Source organism: Stenotrophomonas sp. YJH_SMC_36 (genome assembly GCF_059369935.1).
Map to the genome: position 1 here is coordinate 207,637 of NZ_JCAFTD010000004.1, position 15,435 is coordinate 223,071.

The window sequence follows — 15,435 nt, forward strand, 5'->3', positions numbered from 1 at the left end:
GCGTGATGGTGCCATGCGGGCTGCGCAACGGCACTCGATGGCGGGCACCGTGGCGGTGCCCGTCGCCCCGGTCCCGGCCCTCAGGGCCTGGGTTTCAGCCGCGCCACGCGTCGTCGGTACTGGTAGACGTTGTCGCCCTCGATGCGGGTGGCCTCGGTGCCGCGCACCTGGCCCACCTTCTGGTCCGAGCCGCTGACGGGCGCGGCCTGCACTTCGGTTTCATGCTCGAAGGCGTGTGATTTGTCGGTATTGCGGTAGTAGCGGTACAGCGCCCAGTACAGCGCGGTCGCGCCGGCCGGACCTGCCGCCAACAGCCAGAGGCCACTGTCGTCGCTCATGCGGTCGCCATCAGAATGAGGATTGCCACTGCTTCGATGATCGTGCCGGCCGTAAGGGCTGCCAGCAGCATCTTCCACTGCTGCACGGGCACGCTCCCCATGGTTTCGCCGGTACGCCCGTTCACCGCGATGTAGTGCAGCATGCCGCCGTTGCGGCCGGGCTGATGATAGGAGTACAGCCAGACCGGCAGGTACATGGATACCCAGCGGGTGCCATGCACGTCCAGCTGTTCCTGCTCCCAGCGGACGCCCCGGTTGTAGCCACGCACCGACGCTTCCACCTGTGCGCGCGCGATCGACAGCAGCTGGTCCTCCAGCCGCGGGCGCAGCGTTTCGACATCGAGATTGCGCTTCTCGGACGTGAAGCCGGCCAGGTAGGACGCGTTCCATTTCACCGCGTTCTTGGTGTCGAACGGCAGAATGGTGTTGATGATGTTGTTGGTGTTGGCACTGATGTCCAGATTGCCGCGCTCGGCAGAGGATTCCAGCGGCAGATCGTCGACGGTGAAGTTCACCTGGCGCTCGATCTGGTAGACATCGGCATCGTATACGGTGCGCTTGTTCTTCTCGCTGCCCACGGTGTATCGGCGGGTCTGGATCTCGCCCTTGCCCGCCACGACGGCGCTGACATTGCTGTCCACGATCATGTACGGCAGGTACACGCCGACCACGTTCTCGGGCGTGAACTGATCCTTGAAGGCTTTCAGGGCGAACAGACGGCGCTTGTCGACGAACTGGCGGATGCGGGCAACCGCATCGTCCTTGCTGATGTGGAACGGCAGTACCGCATCCGGCACCGCGCCATTGGCGATCTGCTCGTTGACGCCGAACACATGCCGGCACCAGTGGCAGCGCGCCGTCATCGTGCTCTCGGTGTTGACCGTGACTTCGGCGCCGCAGCCGGTGCATTTGAAGCTCATCAGCGCCGACGCATCGGCATCGATGTCGCGTGCACCGCTGGCAATGATGGTGCCACGCAGCTGGTCGATGTTCTCGCCCAGACCGAATGCCTCTTCCACCCGGGCGCCATGCCATTCGTGACGGCAGTACAGGCAGACCAGGATGTCTGTGCCGAGCTTGGGCCGGATATCGGTGGCGCCGCATTTCGGGCACCGGTTCAGGCCGTCCTTCAACTCGGTGGCGGAGGTGTCAATGGCCAGCGGGTCCGGGGCGTCCACTTCGTCGCGGATCGCCTGCGGCAGCTGCGAGGTGTCCAGCGGGAAGCTGCCGGGTGGGGGAGGGACGTCCCGCGGAGAGCCCGGACCGTCCAACGCCGCCCCCGGCAACGGCGGCGGTGTCACAGGGCCGGAAGCGGGCAGCGGAGGCGGTCCGTTGCGTGGATCTGACATGTGCGGTTCGCGTCCTGCGGGTTACAGGCCCAGCGCCTTGGCCTTCAACGCATCATAGTCATCCTGGGTGATCAGGCCCAAGTCCAGCATCTCCTTGGCCTTTTTCAGCTTGGCCACCGGGTCATCCGCGGCCGGGGTGGCCGGCTGCTGCATGCCGCCGACACCGAACATGCCCGATGCCATGCCGACCCCCACCAGGCCTGCCGCGCCGCCGTTCTCGCCGGCGGACTGGATGCCCTGGGCGACACTGGCCTGCAGGTTGGAGTTGCCGCGCGATCCGGCCAGCGCGTCGGCGCGCTGCACGGTCTTGAGCAGTTCGCGGGTAGTGGCGTCGTATTCGATGGAGACGATCGCCGTCTTGACGATGGCCAGGCCGCGATCGCTCTGCCACTGGTAGGCCTGCTCGACGGCGGCCGACAGGCTCTGCGCGAAGCCGATCGAATCCTGCTGCAGCCGGGTGATGCGGTTGCCCTTGCCCGGATCGTTGGTGTACAGGCTGAAGGCCGGCGCCAGCGAGCCCACCACCTCATTGAACAGCTGGGTGGCGGCAGCGTTGTCCAGGTCGGTGAAGTCGAACACCTTGCCCGGCTGCAGGTAGGCTGCGGGTACGAAGTTCTTCACGAACAGGATCGGATCAACGATCTTCAGCGTGTACGAACCGCGGGTGACCGCGCCGACCTGGGTGTTGAGGAAACCGTCATCCCAGTAGATCTCCGACTGGGTGCCGAAACGGTTGTCCGGCAGTTCCTTCAGCGAGACGAAGAAGGCGGCCTGCTGGCTTCCCGGCTGGCCACCGAACTTGAAGCGCTCCCAGCTCTGCTTGATGAAGGTGCTGACCAGGCCATCGCCGGCGAAGAGGGACTGCGAGTTCAGGTCGTCAGAGCGCCATTCGTATCCGCCCGGTTCGGCGACGAAGGCGGTGATCGCACCGTCCTGGAACAGCAGCAGGCCGTAGCCCTCGGGCACGACGATCTTCGAGCCGTTGCTGATGATGTTGGACGACCCGTGGGTATTGGAGCCGCGCCCGGCATTGGTGCCCTGCGGGACCGCAGCGAACAGGGCTGCGGTGGCCGGTAGGCCGGTGGGCACGGTGTAGAAGTCCTTCCACTGGTCGGCCAGCACACCACCGACCGCACCCTTCACCGCCTGTACCAGACCCATGGCCAACTCCCTGTTGTTGCGTGGACAGGCACCATGCCTGTCGAGCCCGCCTGAATATAGCAGCGGGCGGGGGCGGGCGTGGCATCCCTTGCTGAATCAGGCGGCGGGCGGCCGTCGCAGCGCCTGCAGCACGGCGGCCATGTCCAGCCCGCCCAGGCCGAGCCGCTGGGCGCGGTCAAAAAGGGCATCGCTGGCCTCGATCAGCGGTGCCTTGATGCCGGCGTCGCGTGCTGCCGCAGCCACCAGCTGGCTGTTCTTCAGCACGTCGGTGATCGACGCCTGCACCGCATAGTCGCCGCGCACCATCTTGTCGAGCTTGATCCGCGAAACGTCACTGGCCATCGGGCCGGCATCGAGCACCTGCGCGAAGCGCTCCAGCGGAATGCCGTGCGCTTCGGCGAAATGCACGGCCTCGGCCAGGCCGGTCACCAGCGTGATCAGGTACAAGTTCACGGCGAGCTTCATGCGCAATGCCGCGGGAACATTGCCGCAGGGAACGCATTGCCTGCCCAGCGGCGCCACCAGCGCGGAGGCCTGTGCGACGTCCTCGTCTTCACCTGCCAGCAGGATGACCAGCTGCGCGGCTTCGGCCTGCACCCGCGAGCCGGATACCGGGGCTTCCACATAGCGCCCGCCGGCTGCGCGCACCTGTTGTGCCAATGCCTGCGAATAGGACGCGGAGCTGGTCCCCATGTTGATCAGCAGGCGACCGGCAGCACGGGCGGCGAATTCGGGGCTGTCGCGTGCCAGCACGCTGTCGATCGCCGCGTCGTTGGCGAGCATGAGGATGATCGTGCCGCAGGCAGCGAACACGTCTTCAACGCCATCGGCCACTTCGACACCGGCGGCGACCGCCTCGGCGTCGTTGCGGCCCGAGCGCGACCATCCCAGTACCTGGCTTCCCGTCCGCGCCAGGTGCGACGCCATCGGCGTTCCCATCACTCCGAGCCCGATGAATCCGACAGGCATGGCTGCTTCCGCTGGGGACAAGGCGCCCATCATGCCGCAGGGCGCCGGCGACCGGCAGGGATTGACCGCGCGCAGTCGGGGACGCAGGCTGGGCCGGTTCATGGCCGCCCGACACCCATCGCCCCTGTCCGCATCCTCGCACGCCATTGAAGGGGTGGCGTGCGCGGAGGATGCGTGGCCCTGCCTCGTGCATGCGGGGAGGCCATGAACCAGAGCCCGGAACTGCTGCGCCGGTTGCTGCGTGCCCGCGACTGCATGGACCGCGCCAGCCACGAACCGTGGCCGGTCGCCCGTCTGGCCGAGGTCAGCGCAGTGTCCGTGGCGCACTTCGCACGCTCTTTCAAGCAGGCGTTTGGCATACCGCCCCATCGCTACCTGCTCAGCCGGCGCATCGAGCGGGCGGTTGCCCTGCTGCGCGAGACCGAACTGCCCATCACCGAGATCGCGCTGGCGACCGGCTGGGTCAGCCTGGGCACCTTTGGCCGCATCTTCCGTGACATCACCGGCGCCAGCCCGGGTGCCATCCGCGAACGCGAGCGCGCAGGGGTGGCGGCGCAGGGTCGGGTACCGGAGTGCCACGCCCGCGCGGCGCGACGCCCTGACCTGAAGACCGCAGTTCTGGAGAAGCGGCGACGCGACAGCGCTGCTAACGTCGCCCCTGACTGAGGGAGGTCCCATGACGAACAGCGTGAATGTGGTCGGCCTGTACGTGCGCGACCAGGATGAAGCACTCGACTTCTACGTCGGCAAGCTAGGCTTCGAGGTGCACACCGATGTGCGCAACGGTGACTACCGCTGGCTGACGGTCCGCAGCCCCGGGCAGGACGGCGTCCAGCTTGGCCTGTTCCGGCCCGGCCCACCGGTCCACGACGCCGCCACCACGGCGAGCCTGCAGCAGCTGCTGGCCAAGGGGGCGATGCCGCCCCTGGTGCTCGCGGTGGACGATTGCCGGGCCACCTACGAAGCTTGGCGACAGCGCGGGGTCGAGTTCACCCAGGAACCGGTCGAGCGCTACGGCGCGGTCGATGCCGGATTCCGTGATCCTTCCGGCAATGGCTGGAAGATGATCGAGGCCCGGTCCGATGCGAGGCGGCGGCCATGAGCCGCGGGCGCGGGGCCGGCCCCACGCTGCATCCGGTTGACCGGATCACGCCACGGCGCCGGCCGCGTGGGCGGCCAGCAAGGCCGGCAGCTCGTCCATGCGCTGGAACACCCGATGGACACCTGCGGCGCGCAGTGCCTCCGGGGTGCTGTGGTGCGGCCCGCCCTCGCTGAAGCCGAACACGGTGGCACCCGCGGCCACGCCGGCCGCAGCGCCGGTCACGGTGTCCTCGATCACCGCACAGCTTCGCGGCTCAGCGCCCAGCGAAGCGGCAGCGGCCAGGTAGACATCCGGATGTGGCTTGCTGCGCGGCATGTCCTGGCCGCTGAAGACATGGCCCTCGAAGGCGTCGAACAGACCGACCTTGCGCAGTTGCAGCTCGACCTTGTGCAGGTCCGCACCGGACGCGCAGGCGATGCGGCCGCCGGTGGCCGCGTGGATGGCGCGCACGGCTTCAGGGGCACCTGCGATGGCGGTCAGGTCCCGCTCCAGGGCACGATTGCGCTCCTGGCGGAATTCCTCCAGCCATTCGGCGGTGAAGGGTTTTCCCGTGCGCTCCTCGATCAGGCCGGCCAATCCGGCGACGGACTTGCCGAGAAAGACCTCGCCTGCCTGGGCGGGGGTCAGCAGCCAGCCGCGCGCACTCAGCATCTCGGAGAGCACGCGGGCCACCAGCGGCTCGGAATCCACCAGTACGCCGTCGCAGTCGAACAGCACCGCATCGAAGGGGTAGGGGGACATCGACAACTCCTGCCAGTGAAAAGCCCATCATTATCGCCGGTTGGCGCAGCGCCGGGTTGCCGGGCTGCGGATGGGATGTCGAGGGCGCGCCGGCTACAGGCCCGGTTCCCGTCCGATGCGATGCGCCAACGCGAAGATCGCATCGGCCCCGGCCTGGGCAGCGTCCCTGTCTTCCGGCTGCAGGTCGCTGGTGAACAGGTCCTCGACCGACTCCGGCCCGCACATGCCTGCCTGACTGCACAGGCGGTTGAGCAGCGGAGAGTCGATCCCGCAGGGGACGCCGAGCCGGCATCCGGCGAGGATCCACGCCGCTGCGGCCACTTCGCTGCCGGCGGGAACGGCCTGCAGCTGCTGGCGTCGGTCGGCCGCCGTTGAACCCATCAGGTTGGAAAGAGCCACGTACGCCTCGCCATCCTCCTGCAGGAGGACGGCTTCAATCAGCGTCCTGTGATCGGCCAGGGACAGATCAGAACGTGCAAGCGGGATCTGCTCTTCTATCTGGGCCACCAGACTGCCCTGCCGGGCGGCCAGGCTTCGGTAGTGCCGGACGTTCCTGATGCTCTCGAGAATGCGCAGCGACACCCCGGCACAGCGCCTCTGCAACCAGGCATGGCTGCGTATCAGGGCCGCACGGCGCGCAGTCGGGATGTCGATCGTCGCGAGTGCCGTAGGGTCGAGGGACATCATGCACTCGTCGTAGATCCGGCTCAGGGCCAGGCTGGCGTCGGCGTCGCCGCTTCGCGAGCGCTGCTCCAGGTCGGCGATGAGCAGATCCAGGCGGGCCGCCTCGCGGTAGCGCGCCATGGGTGAAAGCACGGGCCTGGCCTGTCCGGTACCTGCGGCGGCTGCCGACGCCGGCGCACCGTGCAGCGCAGCCTCGGCTCTGGTGCTCGCCGTGGGTGGTTGCGTGCTGTCCGCAGACCGCCGCGAGGCGACGACAAGCGTCATCGCCAGGAGGACCAGCAGTGCAGCCACGCATGCGGCCATCCGGAACGGGAATTTCGCCATTGACCTCTTCTCGGCAATTGAATCTGCCGGCACCGGCCGGGAGCTGTCTGTGTGCCTGCATCGGCACGCTCGAGCCTAGCACGCCGCATTCATGTTCAAGCCCGGCGAGACGGGGCGTTCCCGCCATGTTGCGTCGCAAGGTGTCTCCCACCATTCGCACTGGTACGGTCCGGCTCGTCGCACTGCAGCGACGGGGAGAAACGACGATGCGCAAGATGCTGCTGCTGTTGATCCTGTTGACCGGTCTGTCACCTGCCGCCTGGGCGGTGACCGTCACCACCACCCATCAGACGATACCCAGCTGGGACGGAACACCGCTCGGGGTATTCGTCATCCAGCCGCAGGGGCAGGGCGAGGGACGCCTTCCGCTGCTGGTCATGCCCAGCAGTTGGGCCGTTCCCAGCGTGGAATATGTCGGCGTCGCGCAGGCGCTCGCCCAGCGTGGCTATATCGTGCTCAGCTACAGTTCGCGCGGGTTCTGGGAGTCGGGTGGGGCGATCGACATCGCCGGACCCGCCACCGTCGAAGATGTCAGCGCGCTGATCGACTGGGCGCTGGACAACACCCGGGCCGATCCTGCCCGCATCGGTGTCTCCGGCATCTCCTACGGCGCCGGCACCAGCCTGCTGGCGGCGGCGCGTGATCCGCGCATCAAGGCAGTGGCCGCACTGAGCGGCTGGGCCGACCTGCAGGCGGCGCTGTACAGCAACAACACGCCCAGCGCGCAGGGCATTGCCCTGCTGGTGGCCGCCGGCCTGGCCACCGGCCGTCCCGGTGAGGAGCTGGCCACGATCAACCGCAGGGTGGTGACCGGCAACTTCCAGGGCGCGGTCGAATCGCTGCTGCCGGTTGCGGCACTGCGCAGCCCATCGGCCAGCGTGGCGGAGATCAACGCCAACCGCCCCGCCATTTTCCTGGCCAATGCCTTCAACGACAGCCTGTTCCCGCCCGGCCAGCTGGTGGACTTCTTCAATGCGTTGACTGGCCCCAAGCAGCTGCAGCTGCGTCATGGCGATCATGCCCTCAACGAGGCGCTGGGTGCGCTGGGGGTGCCGAATGAGGTCTACGCCTCGGTGGGGGACTGGTTCGATCACTACCTCAAGGGCGTGGCGAACGGCATCGATCGTGCCCCGGCCGTGCAGCTGAAGTCGCAGAAGGGCAGCTGGAACACCTATGCAGACTGGCAGGCGACCCGTGCCGGGGCGACCCAGTACGCGCTGACCGCGCCGGGCGGATTGCTGCTTCCCACGGGCGGCCTGGTCGAGAACGGGCGCAGCAGCGGCTGGAGCTACCGCATCGGCAGTGGCCTGCCGACCGCTGCCAACTCCGGTGTCGCGATGGTGTCCGGCTCCCTGCAGATGATCAACGTTGCGCCTGGCGCCTACGTGCCCTTCATCGGCCGCAATGCCGCCGGCGTCTGGCAGAGCCCGGTCTACTGGAGCGCCCGTCGCCTGGACGGCATGCCGGAAGTGCGCGTCACCGTCACCCCCAGCCGGGCCGACACCACGCTCTATGCGTATCTGTTCGTCGAGGACGTCCTCGGCAACGGGCAGCTGATCAGCCACAAGCCGTACACCCTGCGCAGCGCGACCCCAGGGCAGGCCAGCACGCTCGATCTGCGTCTTGAAGCGAGCAGCTGGAACATCCCGGCCGGAAGCCGGCTGACCCTGGTGATCGACACCGTGGACCTGCGCTATGCCGGCGTCAGCCAGCTGGGCGGAACGGTCACCTTCAGTTCCCCGGCCAACGCACCTTCAGTCCTGCGGGTGCCCTTGCACTGAGGCGATGCCGCGTTCCTCGACGGGGACGCGGCCGCGTGCGGCGGAGGAAGCGCACGGCGCCGCTGCCAGCGGCGCCTGCTGCATCCGCGTGCCATGCGCCGCATACCATCGCAGGTCTTCGATGAGGCGGGCGATGTCACTGGCCGACGCCGGGTCTGCCGTGCGTTGGCGCAGTGCCGGCATCAGGGCCCGCGCGATGGCTTCGATGCCACGCTCGCCAGCGATGGCCGCGCTGCCGCAGATGCGGTGGGCCATGTCGCTGGCCTTGCCCCAGACGCCCGCCTCGACCGCGACCTGGAGAGCCTGCAGGTCGCTGTCATACGATTCCCAGAAGATCTCCAGCATTCCGCGTGCGATCTCGTCCCCCGGTCCGCGGCCCAGCCAGGCCCTGAGCTGGAAGGTGGAGAGAGGTTTGGTCACGACGTGATCGAACCCCGCCTCGGCGCACTCCTTCGCATGTTCAACGCCCTCCATCGCTGAGATCGCCAGGATGCTGGCACGTCCTTGCCGCCGCGAGTGCTCAATCGCGCGGATCCGCCGGCACAGTGCGTAGCCATCCATGTCGGGCAGGTTGCAGTCCAGCAGGATCGAGCCGAACTGAGGAGCCGTCCGGATTACGCGCAGGGCATGCGCAGCATCCGTCGCCAAGGTCACCGACAGCCCCATCGCCTCGATCTGCGCCTTGAACATCCGTGCACTGTAGATATGATCCTCCACGATCAGTACCGATGGATTCCCGGGCGTGGCGGTCGCCTGCTGTTGCAGTGCGAGCGTGGGAGCGGAAGCTTCGCAGGCTCGCGCGTGACGTGCGGGAAGCACGACGTGGAAGCGACTGCCTTTTCCGGGGCTGCTCTCCACCTGGATGGAACCCCCCAGCCGCTGCGTGATGCGCGAGCAGATGGACAGGCCCAGGCCAGCACCGCCCAGGGCGCGTCCCTGCTGGCTCTGCCAGTAGTCGGAGAACAAGGCGTCGCGCTCCTCGGCACTCATGCCGATGCCGCTGTCGATGACCTCGATGTTCAGCGTGCAGTGCCCGGACGTGCCGGCCTCCACCCACAGGCGCACACGTACGTCACCGTTGCGTGTGAACTTGATCGCGTTGGACAACAGGTTGACAACCACCTGCCGCACCACGATGGGATCGATCCACAGATCGCCCGGCTCGCCACCGGGCAGTTCCACATGGCAGGTTACGTTGCGTTCGCGCGCCTGCGGGCGGAACGCGCGCACCGACTCCTCGATCAGGGGGCGCAGCGCGACCCGCGTTGGCTCCGCTGCGCGGCTGCCTCCTTCAAATCGCGAGTACTCCAAAGCGTTGTTCAGCAGAAGACTGAGGCTGGAGGCACTGGCCAGGGCTGCATCGAGGGCCTCTTCCTGCTCCAGAAGCACGGGTCCCTTGCCGAGCAGGTCGGTTGCCGAAAGCAGCGCATTGGCCGAATTGCGGATTTCATGGCTGACCACGGCCAGCATCCTTGCCTTCTCCTGCGCGGCGCATTTGGCCAGATCCCGTGATCGCTTCATCTGGTAGGCCGCGAACGCCAGCGCCAGCAGGATGAGCGCGGCGGAAATCGCTTCCGTCCGGTAGTACAGCAGGATTGCGCCGACCGAGGGCGGCGTGCGGTACACCGTCTCCAGCCAGCCATCGATCACATCCCGGTGATGGGCGACCGAAAGCGCGCGGAGTCCGCTGTCGATGGTGTCCAGCAGCGCCTTGTCCTCGCGCCTGACCACCGCACGCACCACGATCGGCAGCTCCGCGACCGCACCGGACGCGACCAGGGTATGCTGGAAGTATCGGCGGATCACCGGGTTGTACAGCGCATCGGTTCCCAGCGCCGCATCCGCCGTTCCCGACTCGACCGCACCGAGGATCTGCGGCACTCCCGTGAACTCCAGCACTTTGATATCCGGATGATGGCGCCGGATCCAGTCAACGTACTGGCTGCCCTCGCGTACGGCGACCACGTGGCCGGCCAGCGCGCCAAGCGTAGCGAAACCGGGCCCCGCCGCGCGCGAGAACAGCAGTGTCCTACCCTCGTAGTAGGGCGGCGAGACCAGGAAGCGGTCATCCTGGGGAAGACCCAGGTCCATGACTGAAGGCACCAGATCCACCGTGCCTGCCTGAAGGTGCCAATAGGCGTCCGCAGGTGATCGGGTGGGCACGAACTCGAAGCGGACGCCCGCCAGCCCGGCGATGTGCATCATGTAGCGATAGGCGGAAGCACCTTTCCCGGTGGCGAAGCCAACCGCACGCCCTCCATCCAACTGCGGATCGGCGGCCACACGGATGATGCGCGCCTGCGTGACGTCGTCGTTGCGGGAGGAGTGATGGACTCCCGTGGCAAGCGCGCAGAGCAGAAGCGCGGCTGCAGCCAGCAGCCCGGCCATTCCTGTTGATCGTTTCATCGGCCTTCCAGAGGCGGGCAAAGCACGTGAGCGGATCTCACGGGACGTTGTGCTGAAGAAGCCGTGGCGACGCGGTGCTGTCACCCCGCGGTGCTCCTCCATTTCGGTGCTGGAAGGCTAGCAAAGAGTGCCCGATGCGTCTTTGCAACTAATTGTATTGGAGAACCTGAACGAGCCGTACATCATTCGTGCCCCGGCCCGCTGCCGCCTTCCCACTACACGAGGTGCCAACGCGACCCTGGGCGCGCCCGTCGACAGACGCGCTCATTCCAGTCCCAACTCCGATGCGAACCTGAAAAGTTCGGCATTGCTGCTCACGCCGAGCTTGCGCATTGCCGCACGCTTCTGGGTGCTGACCGTCTGCTTGGTGACCGCCAGCTCAAGCGCAATCTCATTCACACCCTTGCCCGCCAGAAGCAGATGTACCACCTGTGCTTCGCGAGGCGAGAGCAGTTCGCCGGCGGAATCGAATCCGTTCACATCGCGGCAGGCCAGGATGGCGGGTGAGAAATACCGGCGTCCCTGGGATGCGGCCAGCAACGCTCTGGCGACATGCCGCAGGTCATCCGACTTGCTGACCACCGCGGCCACCCCGCGCGTGAGCAGAACCTGGATGATCGGCCACTGGTCCAGCGCGGTGAGAACCACGATGCGCAGTGCCGGGTACCTGCTGCACAACGTATCCACCAACGCCAGGCCATCGCAGCCGTCGCCAGCGGGCATGGAGTAGTCGACGACGGCAACATCGGCAGGCTGGACAGCGAGGAGGTCCAGCAGTTCGACGCCGTTTGCAACGCTGGCCAGGCATTGGAATCCTGCCTGCTCATCGACGATCGCCTCAACCGCAAAGCGTGTAATCGGATGATCGTCGGCAATGACAACATCCTCGACTCGGTCTTTCATAGTGTTTTCCTTCGCATTGCGTTTTCGCGAACAGGAAACTTCACGGCCAACCTGACAAGCGTCAACAGAAGGAGGCGCGAAACATGCCTGTCGAATTCATCATCGCCGATGATCACCCCGTGGTCACCATCGGCGTTGCCCGGCTCATCGCCGCACACCCGGACCTGTCCCTGCGGGGGTGTGCCAGGAATTCGAGCGAGCTCGTCAACCTGCTGGCCACCACCAGCGTGCAGGTCGCGGTGATCGACTACTCGATGCCGGGTGGCGAGTACGGAGACGGTCTTTCATTGATCCGCTTCCTCCTGCGACGCTTTCCTCGCACGGCGCTCGTCCTGCTCACCGGGAACGAGAGCAGCCACATCATCGAGCATGCGCAGCGGGCCGGCGTGAAATGCATCGTTGCCAAGTCCGATCCGCTGGAGTACCTGCCACCGGCCATTCTCGCCGCGGCGGTCGGCAGGAACCACCTGTCGCCGCGGATGCTCGAACTCGCTTCGCTGCATGAGCAGTTGCCGGGCGTGGTGCTGTCCGGGCGCGAGCTGGAGGTCCTGCGCCTTCTGGTCGAAGGTTACAGCCAGCGCGAGGTGGCCCGCCAGTTGTGCCGCAGCGTACAGACCATCAGTGCACAGAAGCGCTCGGCGATGAAGAAGCTCGGCCTCAACAGCACCATCGATGTCCATCGCTATGCTGCTGCCAATGGCTGGGTGACCTGTGCCGATGGCGGATAGGCCTGCGGCATTTGCAAACTAGTTCGATTGTGGAAGTGAACTGCCATCCATACAGTGACTGCAACTTAACTCGTAGTCCGGGGGAGCGGAATGACCATTGAACTGGATGCCTGCGTAGCCGGAGTGCTTGCACGGTTCGCTGCACTGGATGTCGAGCAGCAGCGGTGGTTCCTTGATTCGTTGAACGGCTACATGTACGCGTCCGCGCCGCAGCGGAGGCAGCTGCGCAGCACGTGGGAGAACCATCGTCACGACGAGGTGGGCGGTCGCAGCGCCGTGCCCCGGCAGGCCTAGGCGGCCACGCGTGTGGAGTGGGGCGCCCGCACACATCATCGCTGTTCCGTGACGCCCACGATCTGCACCGATTCCCGATACAGTGCAGCAACGCCGGACCTCGCCGCGCTTGCCTGCTCCAGTAGTGTCTCTTCCACGGGCAGAAGCCCGGAGCGACATGCCTGCACCACGTCCTTGCACTCCATCATCATCCACTTCGTCTGACTGTCGTCCATCACGATTCTCGACAGCACGCGCGAGGCTTTGCGCAGTGCGATCTCCCGCGATGTCGCATGGGCACAGACGTAGGCGTAGAGCGGGGGCGCGAGGCCATGGCGATCACGCCGCAGGTCGAACTTCATCAGAAAGCACACACGCATCCGAACACCGCATCTCCGGCCGGGTCAAACGGCGCGCCATCGCGCCGACAGTGCAACTCCAGCGGGTTTCGCTGCAGTGCAATATGGCAACAGTGCAATCAAGTCCGCGTTCTTTCCATAGAACTTTTATCAATCATTCGTTGCCGAGCTGGCCGGACAGGGCGATCCGCGCTGAACTTCGGAGTTGTTCGATTGAGTGCTCCAGCCGGCGGACATAGCATGGACGGCGCGCCGGCGCAGGAAGCGGCGAGGGGGCTGTTACCTACATGGACCATGTCGAGGGGGTCAAGACGATGTTCGCAGCGGGAGCCGGAGTACTGTCGGATCTGCGTCACTGCCTGTGCCGGGACTCCGCAACGATGCCCCATGATGAAGGTGCCATCCTGGGGCTGTCATCTGCATCGGAAGAGGCAGGCGTGCGCAGCCACATTGCCTTCCTGTGCCGATTCCCCGATCGCGATGTGCCGGTGATCACCAGCCGGTTCATGGGCCGGTCACTGACGGTGAGCATCGGGCTGGAGCCCCGTGGCGTCGGTCACGCAGGAAGGCAGGCCACCGGGGCAGAGCAGCGTGCGCTGCGCAGCGCGTGCGGCCGCGGTCGCATCCATACCGTTGCCATATCCACACGCACCGCCGCTCCGATCACCCTGCACGGCATGTTCCGTTCGGTGCCCGATGGCGAAGGCGTGATGATCCTGTGCGCCGACGATGCGGTCCGCCAGCATGTGATCGCTCTGATGGGCCTGTCGAACCACTGTTCCAGCTGCGGCGCGACCCGCTGATTCCCTGTTACAGCGTGCGCAGTACACGAAGCTGAGCCGTTCATCCGCGCGGCCCGGGATTTCGAATTATTCGGAATAGTTGCATACCCAGGCAGAGTATCCGTCCCTATCGTAGCGCCCTTCGATGAAGAGGGTGTCGGCAACGCCGCACCCCGACCTCAAGGAAGCTCCGATGAAACGCCTCATTCTGCTGGGCGCAGCCTTGCTGTTGCCCACGTTCGCCAGCGCCGAAATGCCGTCGATCCACGTCGGCGCCATGTACGAGTACCTGTTGCCCGACCAGGGCGCATTGCTGAAGCGTGTCCGCAACAGCGGTGACGCCACGGCATTCGTGCGTGTGCAGGTCACCGAGGTGCGCTACACGGAGGACAACACGCCTTACGAGGTCGGTGTGGAGCCGGGTGTGTATGGCGGTGGTGGCAATGCCCTGATTGCCAGCCCTTCGCGCCTCATCGTTCCGCGCCAGGGGCAGCAGGCCACACGGCTGCTTTATCACGGCGATCGCGACAAGGAGCGCTATTACCGTGTCCGATTCGTGCCTGTCCTGCCGAAGAAGGAGGACGAGTTCGCGCTGACGGAGGCGCAGTCCGAAGACTATCGCCGTTCCATCGCGGCCGGCGTCAACGTGCTCACCGGCTATGGCGTCTTCGTCATCGTGCATCCGGAAAAGCCGTTGTCTGATCTGCGCACTGATCGACAGGCCGACCGCACCGTGGTGCACAACGCGGGCAACAGCACCGTGGTGCTCGACAACGTGCGCCAGTGCAGCACCGGCACCCAGCCCGGGCAATGCGGAGCGTCGCGCAGGGTGCATCTGTTGCCCGGACGCAGCGAGGCATTCGCACATCTGCCTGGCCAAGACCATCGCTTTGAAATCGTCGAGGGGAAATCCCGCAAATCCGTCCTGCTCGACTAGCAGCTTCCTCTGAAGCTGCGTCCACCGCCGCACACGTCGGCATTTTCCAACCCTGGAGCAATTGCAATGAACCTGAAGTCCATCACCGTGGCCGCCCTGGCCACCCTGACCCTGTCGCCGGCCGTCGCCTTCGCCGATCCGGAGCAGTTCCCGCTGCAGATCAACGTCACGGCCACCGTGCCGTCGCCGACCGGCCTGCAGATTTCCCCCGTGGGTGACTGGGCCGGCGAAACCCAGGACCTGCCGTGGAACATGACCACGCAGCGTCTGGAGCCGGTGCAGAAGCAGATCGACATGAAGAGCGGCCTGGGCGCGATCACTGCGCACCTTGCCTACGACGCCAAGCTGGCGGCAGACGCCGGTGAAATGCCGATGACGGTTTCCGTGGCCGGCAAGACCCTGGACGTGGGCCCGGCCGCCGCCGTTGAAGTCGCGACTGAAGTCGAGGCTGCGGCTGGCAAGCGTGCCCTCGTGTCCATCGCAGCGGCGCCGGCCGGCGGCGACTACCTGCAGGGCAACTACAGCGGCACCGTTTCGATGATGTTCGAAAGCCGTTCGCCGTAAGCACAGTCCTGTGCAGACCGGGCGCGCCCGCTCC

General features: G+C 66.3%; 17 protein-coding genes. 8 read left to right on the forward strand and 9 right to left on the reverse strand.

Features of this window, described 5'->3' with window-relative positions; translation table 11 throughout:
- Window positions 1-80 precede the first annotated feature (80 nt).
- The 4 genes from AC5P76_RS09545 to AC5P76_RS09560 all read right to left on the reverse strand — a co-directional run bounded on the left by AC5P76_RS09545 (window position 81) and on the right by AC5P76_RS09560 (window position 3,817).
- Window positions 81-338 carry a hypothetical protein gene (locus AC5P76_RS09545; RefSeq protein WP_053515893.1) on the reverse strand — a complete coding sequence of 86 codons (258 nt, stop codon included), beginning with the start codon at window positions 336-338 and terminating at the stop codon, window positions 81-83.
- A complete protein-coding gene (locus AC5P76_RS09550; protein ID WP_180875227.1) occupies window positions 335-1,687 on the reverse strand; it encodes a TFIIB-type zinc ribbon-containing protein in 1,353 nt (450 codons plus the stop codon). Before AC5P76_RS09550 ends, AC5P76_RS09545 begins: the two co-directional genes overlap by 4 nt.
- Before the next feature lie 21 nt (window positions 1,688-1,708).
- Window positions 1,709-2,848, reverse strand: coding sequence for an SPFH domain-containing protein (locus AC5P76_RS09555; protein WP_065182307.1), 1,140 nt, complete (start codon window positions 2,846-2,848; stop codon window positions 1,709-1,711).
- 96 nt (window positions 2,849-2,944) lie between these two features.
- A complete protein-coding gene (locus AC5P76_RS09560) occupies window positions 2,945-3,817 on the reverse strand; it encodes an NAD(P)-dependent oxidoreductase (protein ID WP_253118514.1) in 873 nt (290 codons plus the stop codon).
- Between the two features lie 204 nt (window positions 3,818-4,021).
- On the opposite strand from AC5P76_RS09560, the gene AC5P76_RS09565 reads away from it, so the two are divergent.
- Both AC5P76_RS09565 and AC5P76_RS09570 read left to right on the forward strand, forming a co-directional pair.
- On the forward strand, window positions 4,022-4,483 hold the full coding sequence (locus AC5P76_RS09565; RefSeq protein ID WP_065182306.1) for a helix-turn-helix transcriptional regulator: 462 nt from the start codon (window positions 4,022-4,024) through the stop codon (window positions 4,481-4,483).
- A 10-nt stretch (window positions 4,484-4,493) separates the two neighbouring features.
- Window positions 4,494-4,919 (forward strand): VOC family protein, encoded by a 426-nt coding sequence (locus tag AC5P76_RS09570; RefSeq protein WP_053515885.1) that lies wholly within the window; start codon window positions 4,494-4,496, stop codon window positions 4,917-4,919.
- A gap of 45 nt (window positions 4,920-4,964) precedes the next feature.
- On the opposite strand, the gene AC5P76_RS09575 is transcribed toward AC5P76_RS09570, so the two are convergent.
- On the reverse strand, window positions 4,965-5,660 hold the full coding sequence (locus tag AC5P76_RS09575; RefSeq protein WP_197600020.1) for an HAD family hydrolase: 696 nt from the start codon (window positions 5,658-5,660) through the stop codon (window positions 4,965-4,967).
- A 93-nt stretch (window positions 5,661-5,753) separates the two neighbouring features.
- The gene (locus AC5P76_RS09580; RefSeq protein ID WP_253118513.1) at window positions 5,754-6,668 is read right to left on the reverse strand and encodes a hypothetical protein; all 915 of its coding nucleotides are present in this window, start codon (window positions 6,666-6,668) and stop codon (window positions 5,754-5,756) included.
- 206 nt (window positions 6,669-6,874) lie between these two features.
- Here AC5P76_RS09580 and AC5P76_RS09585 point away from each other — a divergent pair, with 206 nt between their 5' ends.
- A complete protein-coding gene (locus AC5P76_RS09585) occupies window positions 6,875-8,449 on the forward strand; it encodes a S15 peptidase family protein (RefSeq protein WP_111186921.1) in 1,575 nt (524 codons plus the stop codon).
- On the opposite strand, the gene AC5P76_RS09590 is transcribed toward AC5P76_RS09585, so the two are convergent.
- Window positions 8,423-10,855, reverse strand: a complete 2,433-nt coding sequence (locus AC5P76_RS09590; RefSeq protein ID WP_253118512.1) for an ATP-binding protein — start codon at window positions 10,853-10,855, stop codon at window positions 8,423-8,425. The genes AC5P76_RS09585 and AC5P76_RS09590 overlap by 27 nt on opposite strands.
- Before the next feature lie 264 nt (window positions 10,856-11,119).
- A complete protein-coding gene (locus AC5P76_RS09595; RefSeq protein WP_065176079.1) occupies window positions 11,120-11,758 on the reverse strand; it encodes a response regulator in 639 nt (212 codons plus the stop codon).
- An 83-nt stretch (window positions 11,759-11,841) separates the two neighbouring features.
- Between AC5P76_RS09595 and AC5P76_RS09600 the strand changes: the two genes are divergently transcribed.
- Window positions 11,842-12,486, forward strand: coding sequence for a LuxR C-terminal-related transcriptional regulator (locus tag AC5P76_RS09600; protein WP_253118511.1), 645 nt, complete (start codon window positions 11,842-11,844; stop codon window positions 12,484-12,486).
- A 90-nt stretch (window positions 12,487-12,576) separates the two neighbouring features.
- A complete protein-coding gene (locus AC5P76_RS09605; protein WP_065176077.1) occupies window positions 12,577-12,780 on the forward strand; it encodes a hypothetical protein in 204 nt (67 codons plus the stop codon).
- Window positions 12,781-12,815: 35 nt separating this feature from the next.
- On the opposite strand, the gene AC5P76_RS09610 is transcribed toward AC5P76_RS09605, so the two are convergent.
- The gene (locus AC5P76_RS09610; protein ID WP_154582308.1) at window positions 12,816-13,121 is read right to left on the reverse strand and encodes a hypothetical protein; all 306 of its coding nucleotides are present in this window, start codon (window positions 13,119-13,121) and stop codon (window positions 12,816-12,818) included.
- A gap of 377 nt (window positions 13,122-13,498) precedes the next feature.
- Between AC5P76_RS09610 and AC5P76_RS09615 the strand changes: the two genes are divergently transcribed.
- From AC5P76_RS09615 to AC5P76_RS09625, 3 genes are all read left to right on the forward strand, one after another.
- Entirely contained in the window at window positions 13,499-13,921 is a 423-nt protein-coding gene (locus AC5P76_RS09615) for a hypothetical protein (protein WP_197571405.1), read from the forward strand.
- A gap of 172 nt (window positions 13,922-14,093) precedes the next feature.
- Window positions 14,094-14,837 carry a CS1 fimbrial subunit B flags: Precursor gene (locus AC5P76_RS09620; RefSeq protein ID WP_253118510.1) on the forward strand — a complete coding sequence of 248 codons (744 nt, stop codon included), beginning with the start codon at window positions 14,094-14,096 and terminating at the stop codon, window positions 14,835-14,837.
- 66 nt (window positions 14,838-14,903) lie between these two features.
- Window positions 14,904-15,401: a CS1 type fimbrial major subunit gene (locus tag AC5P76_RS09625; protein ID WP_053515864.1), complete on the forward strand. Its 498-nt coding sequence runs from the start codon at window positions 14,904-14,906 to the stop codon at window positions 15,399-15,401.
- The last annotated feature ends 34 nt before the right edge of the window (window positions 15,402-15,435 follow it).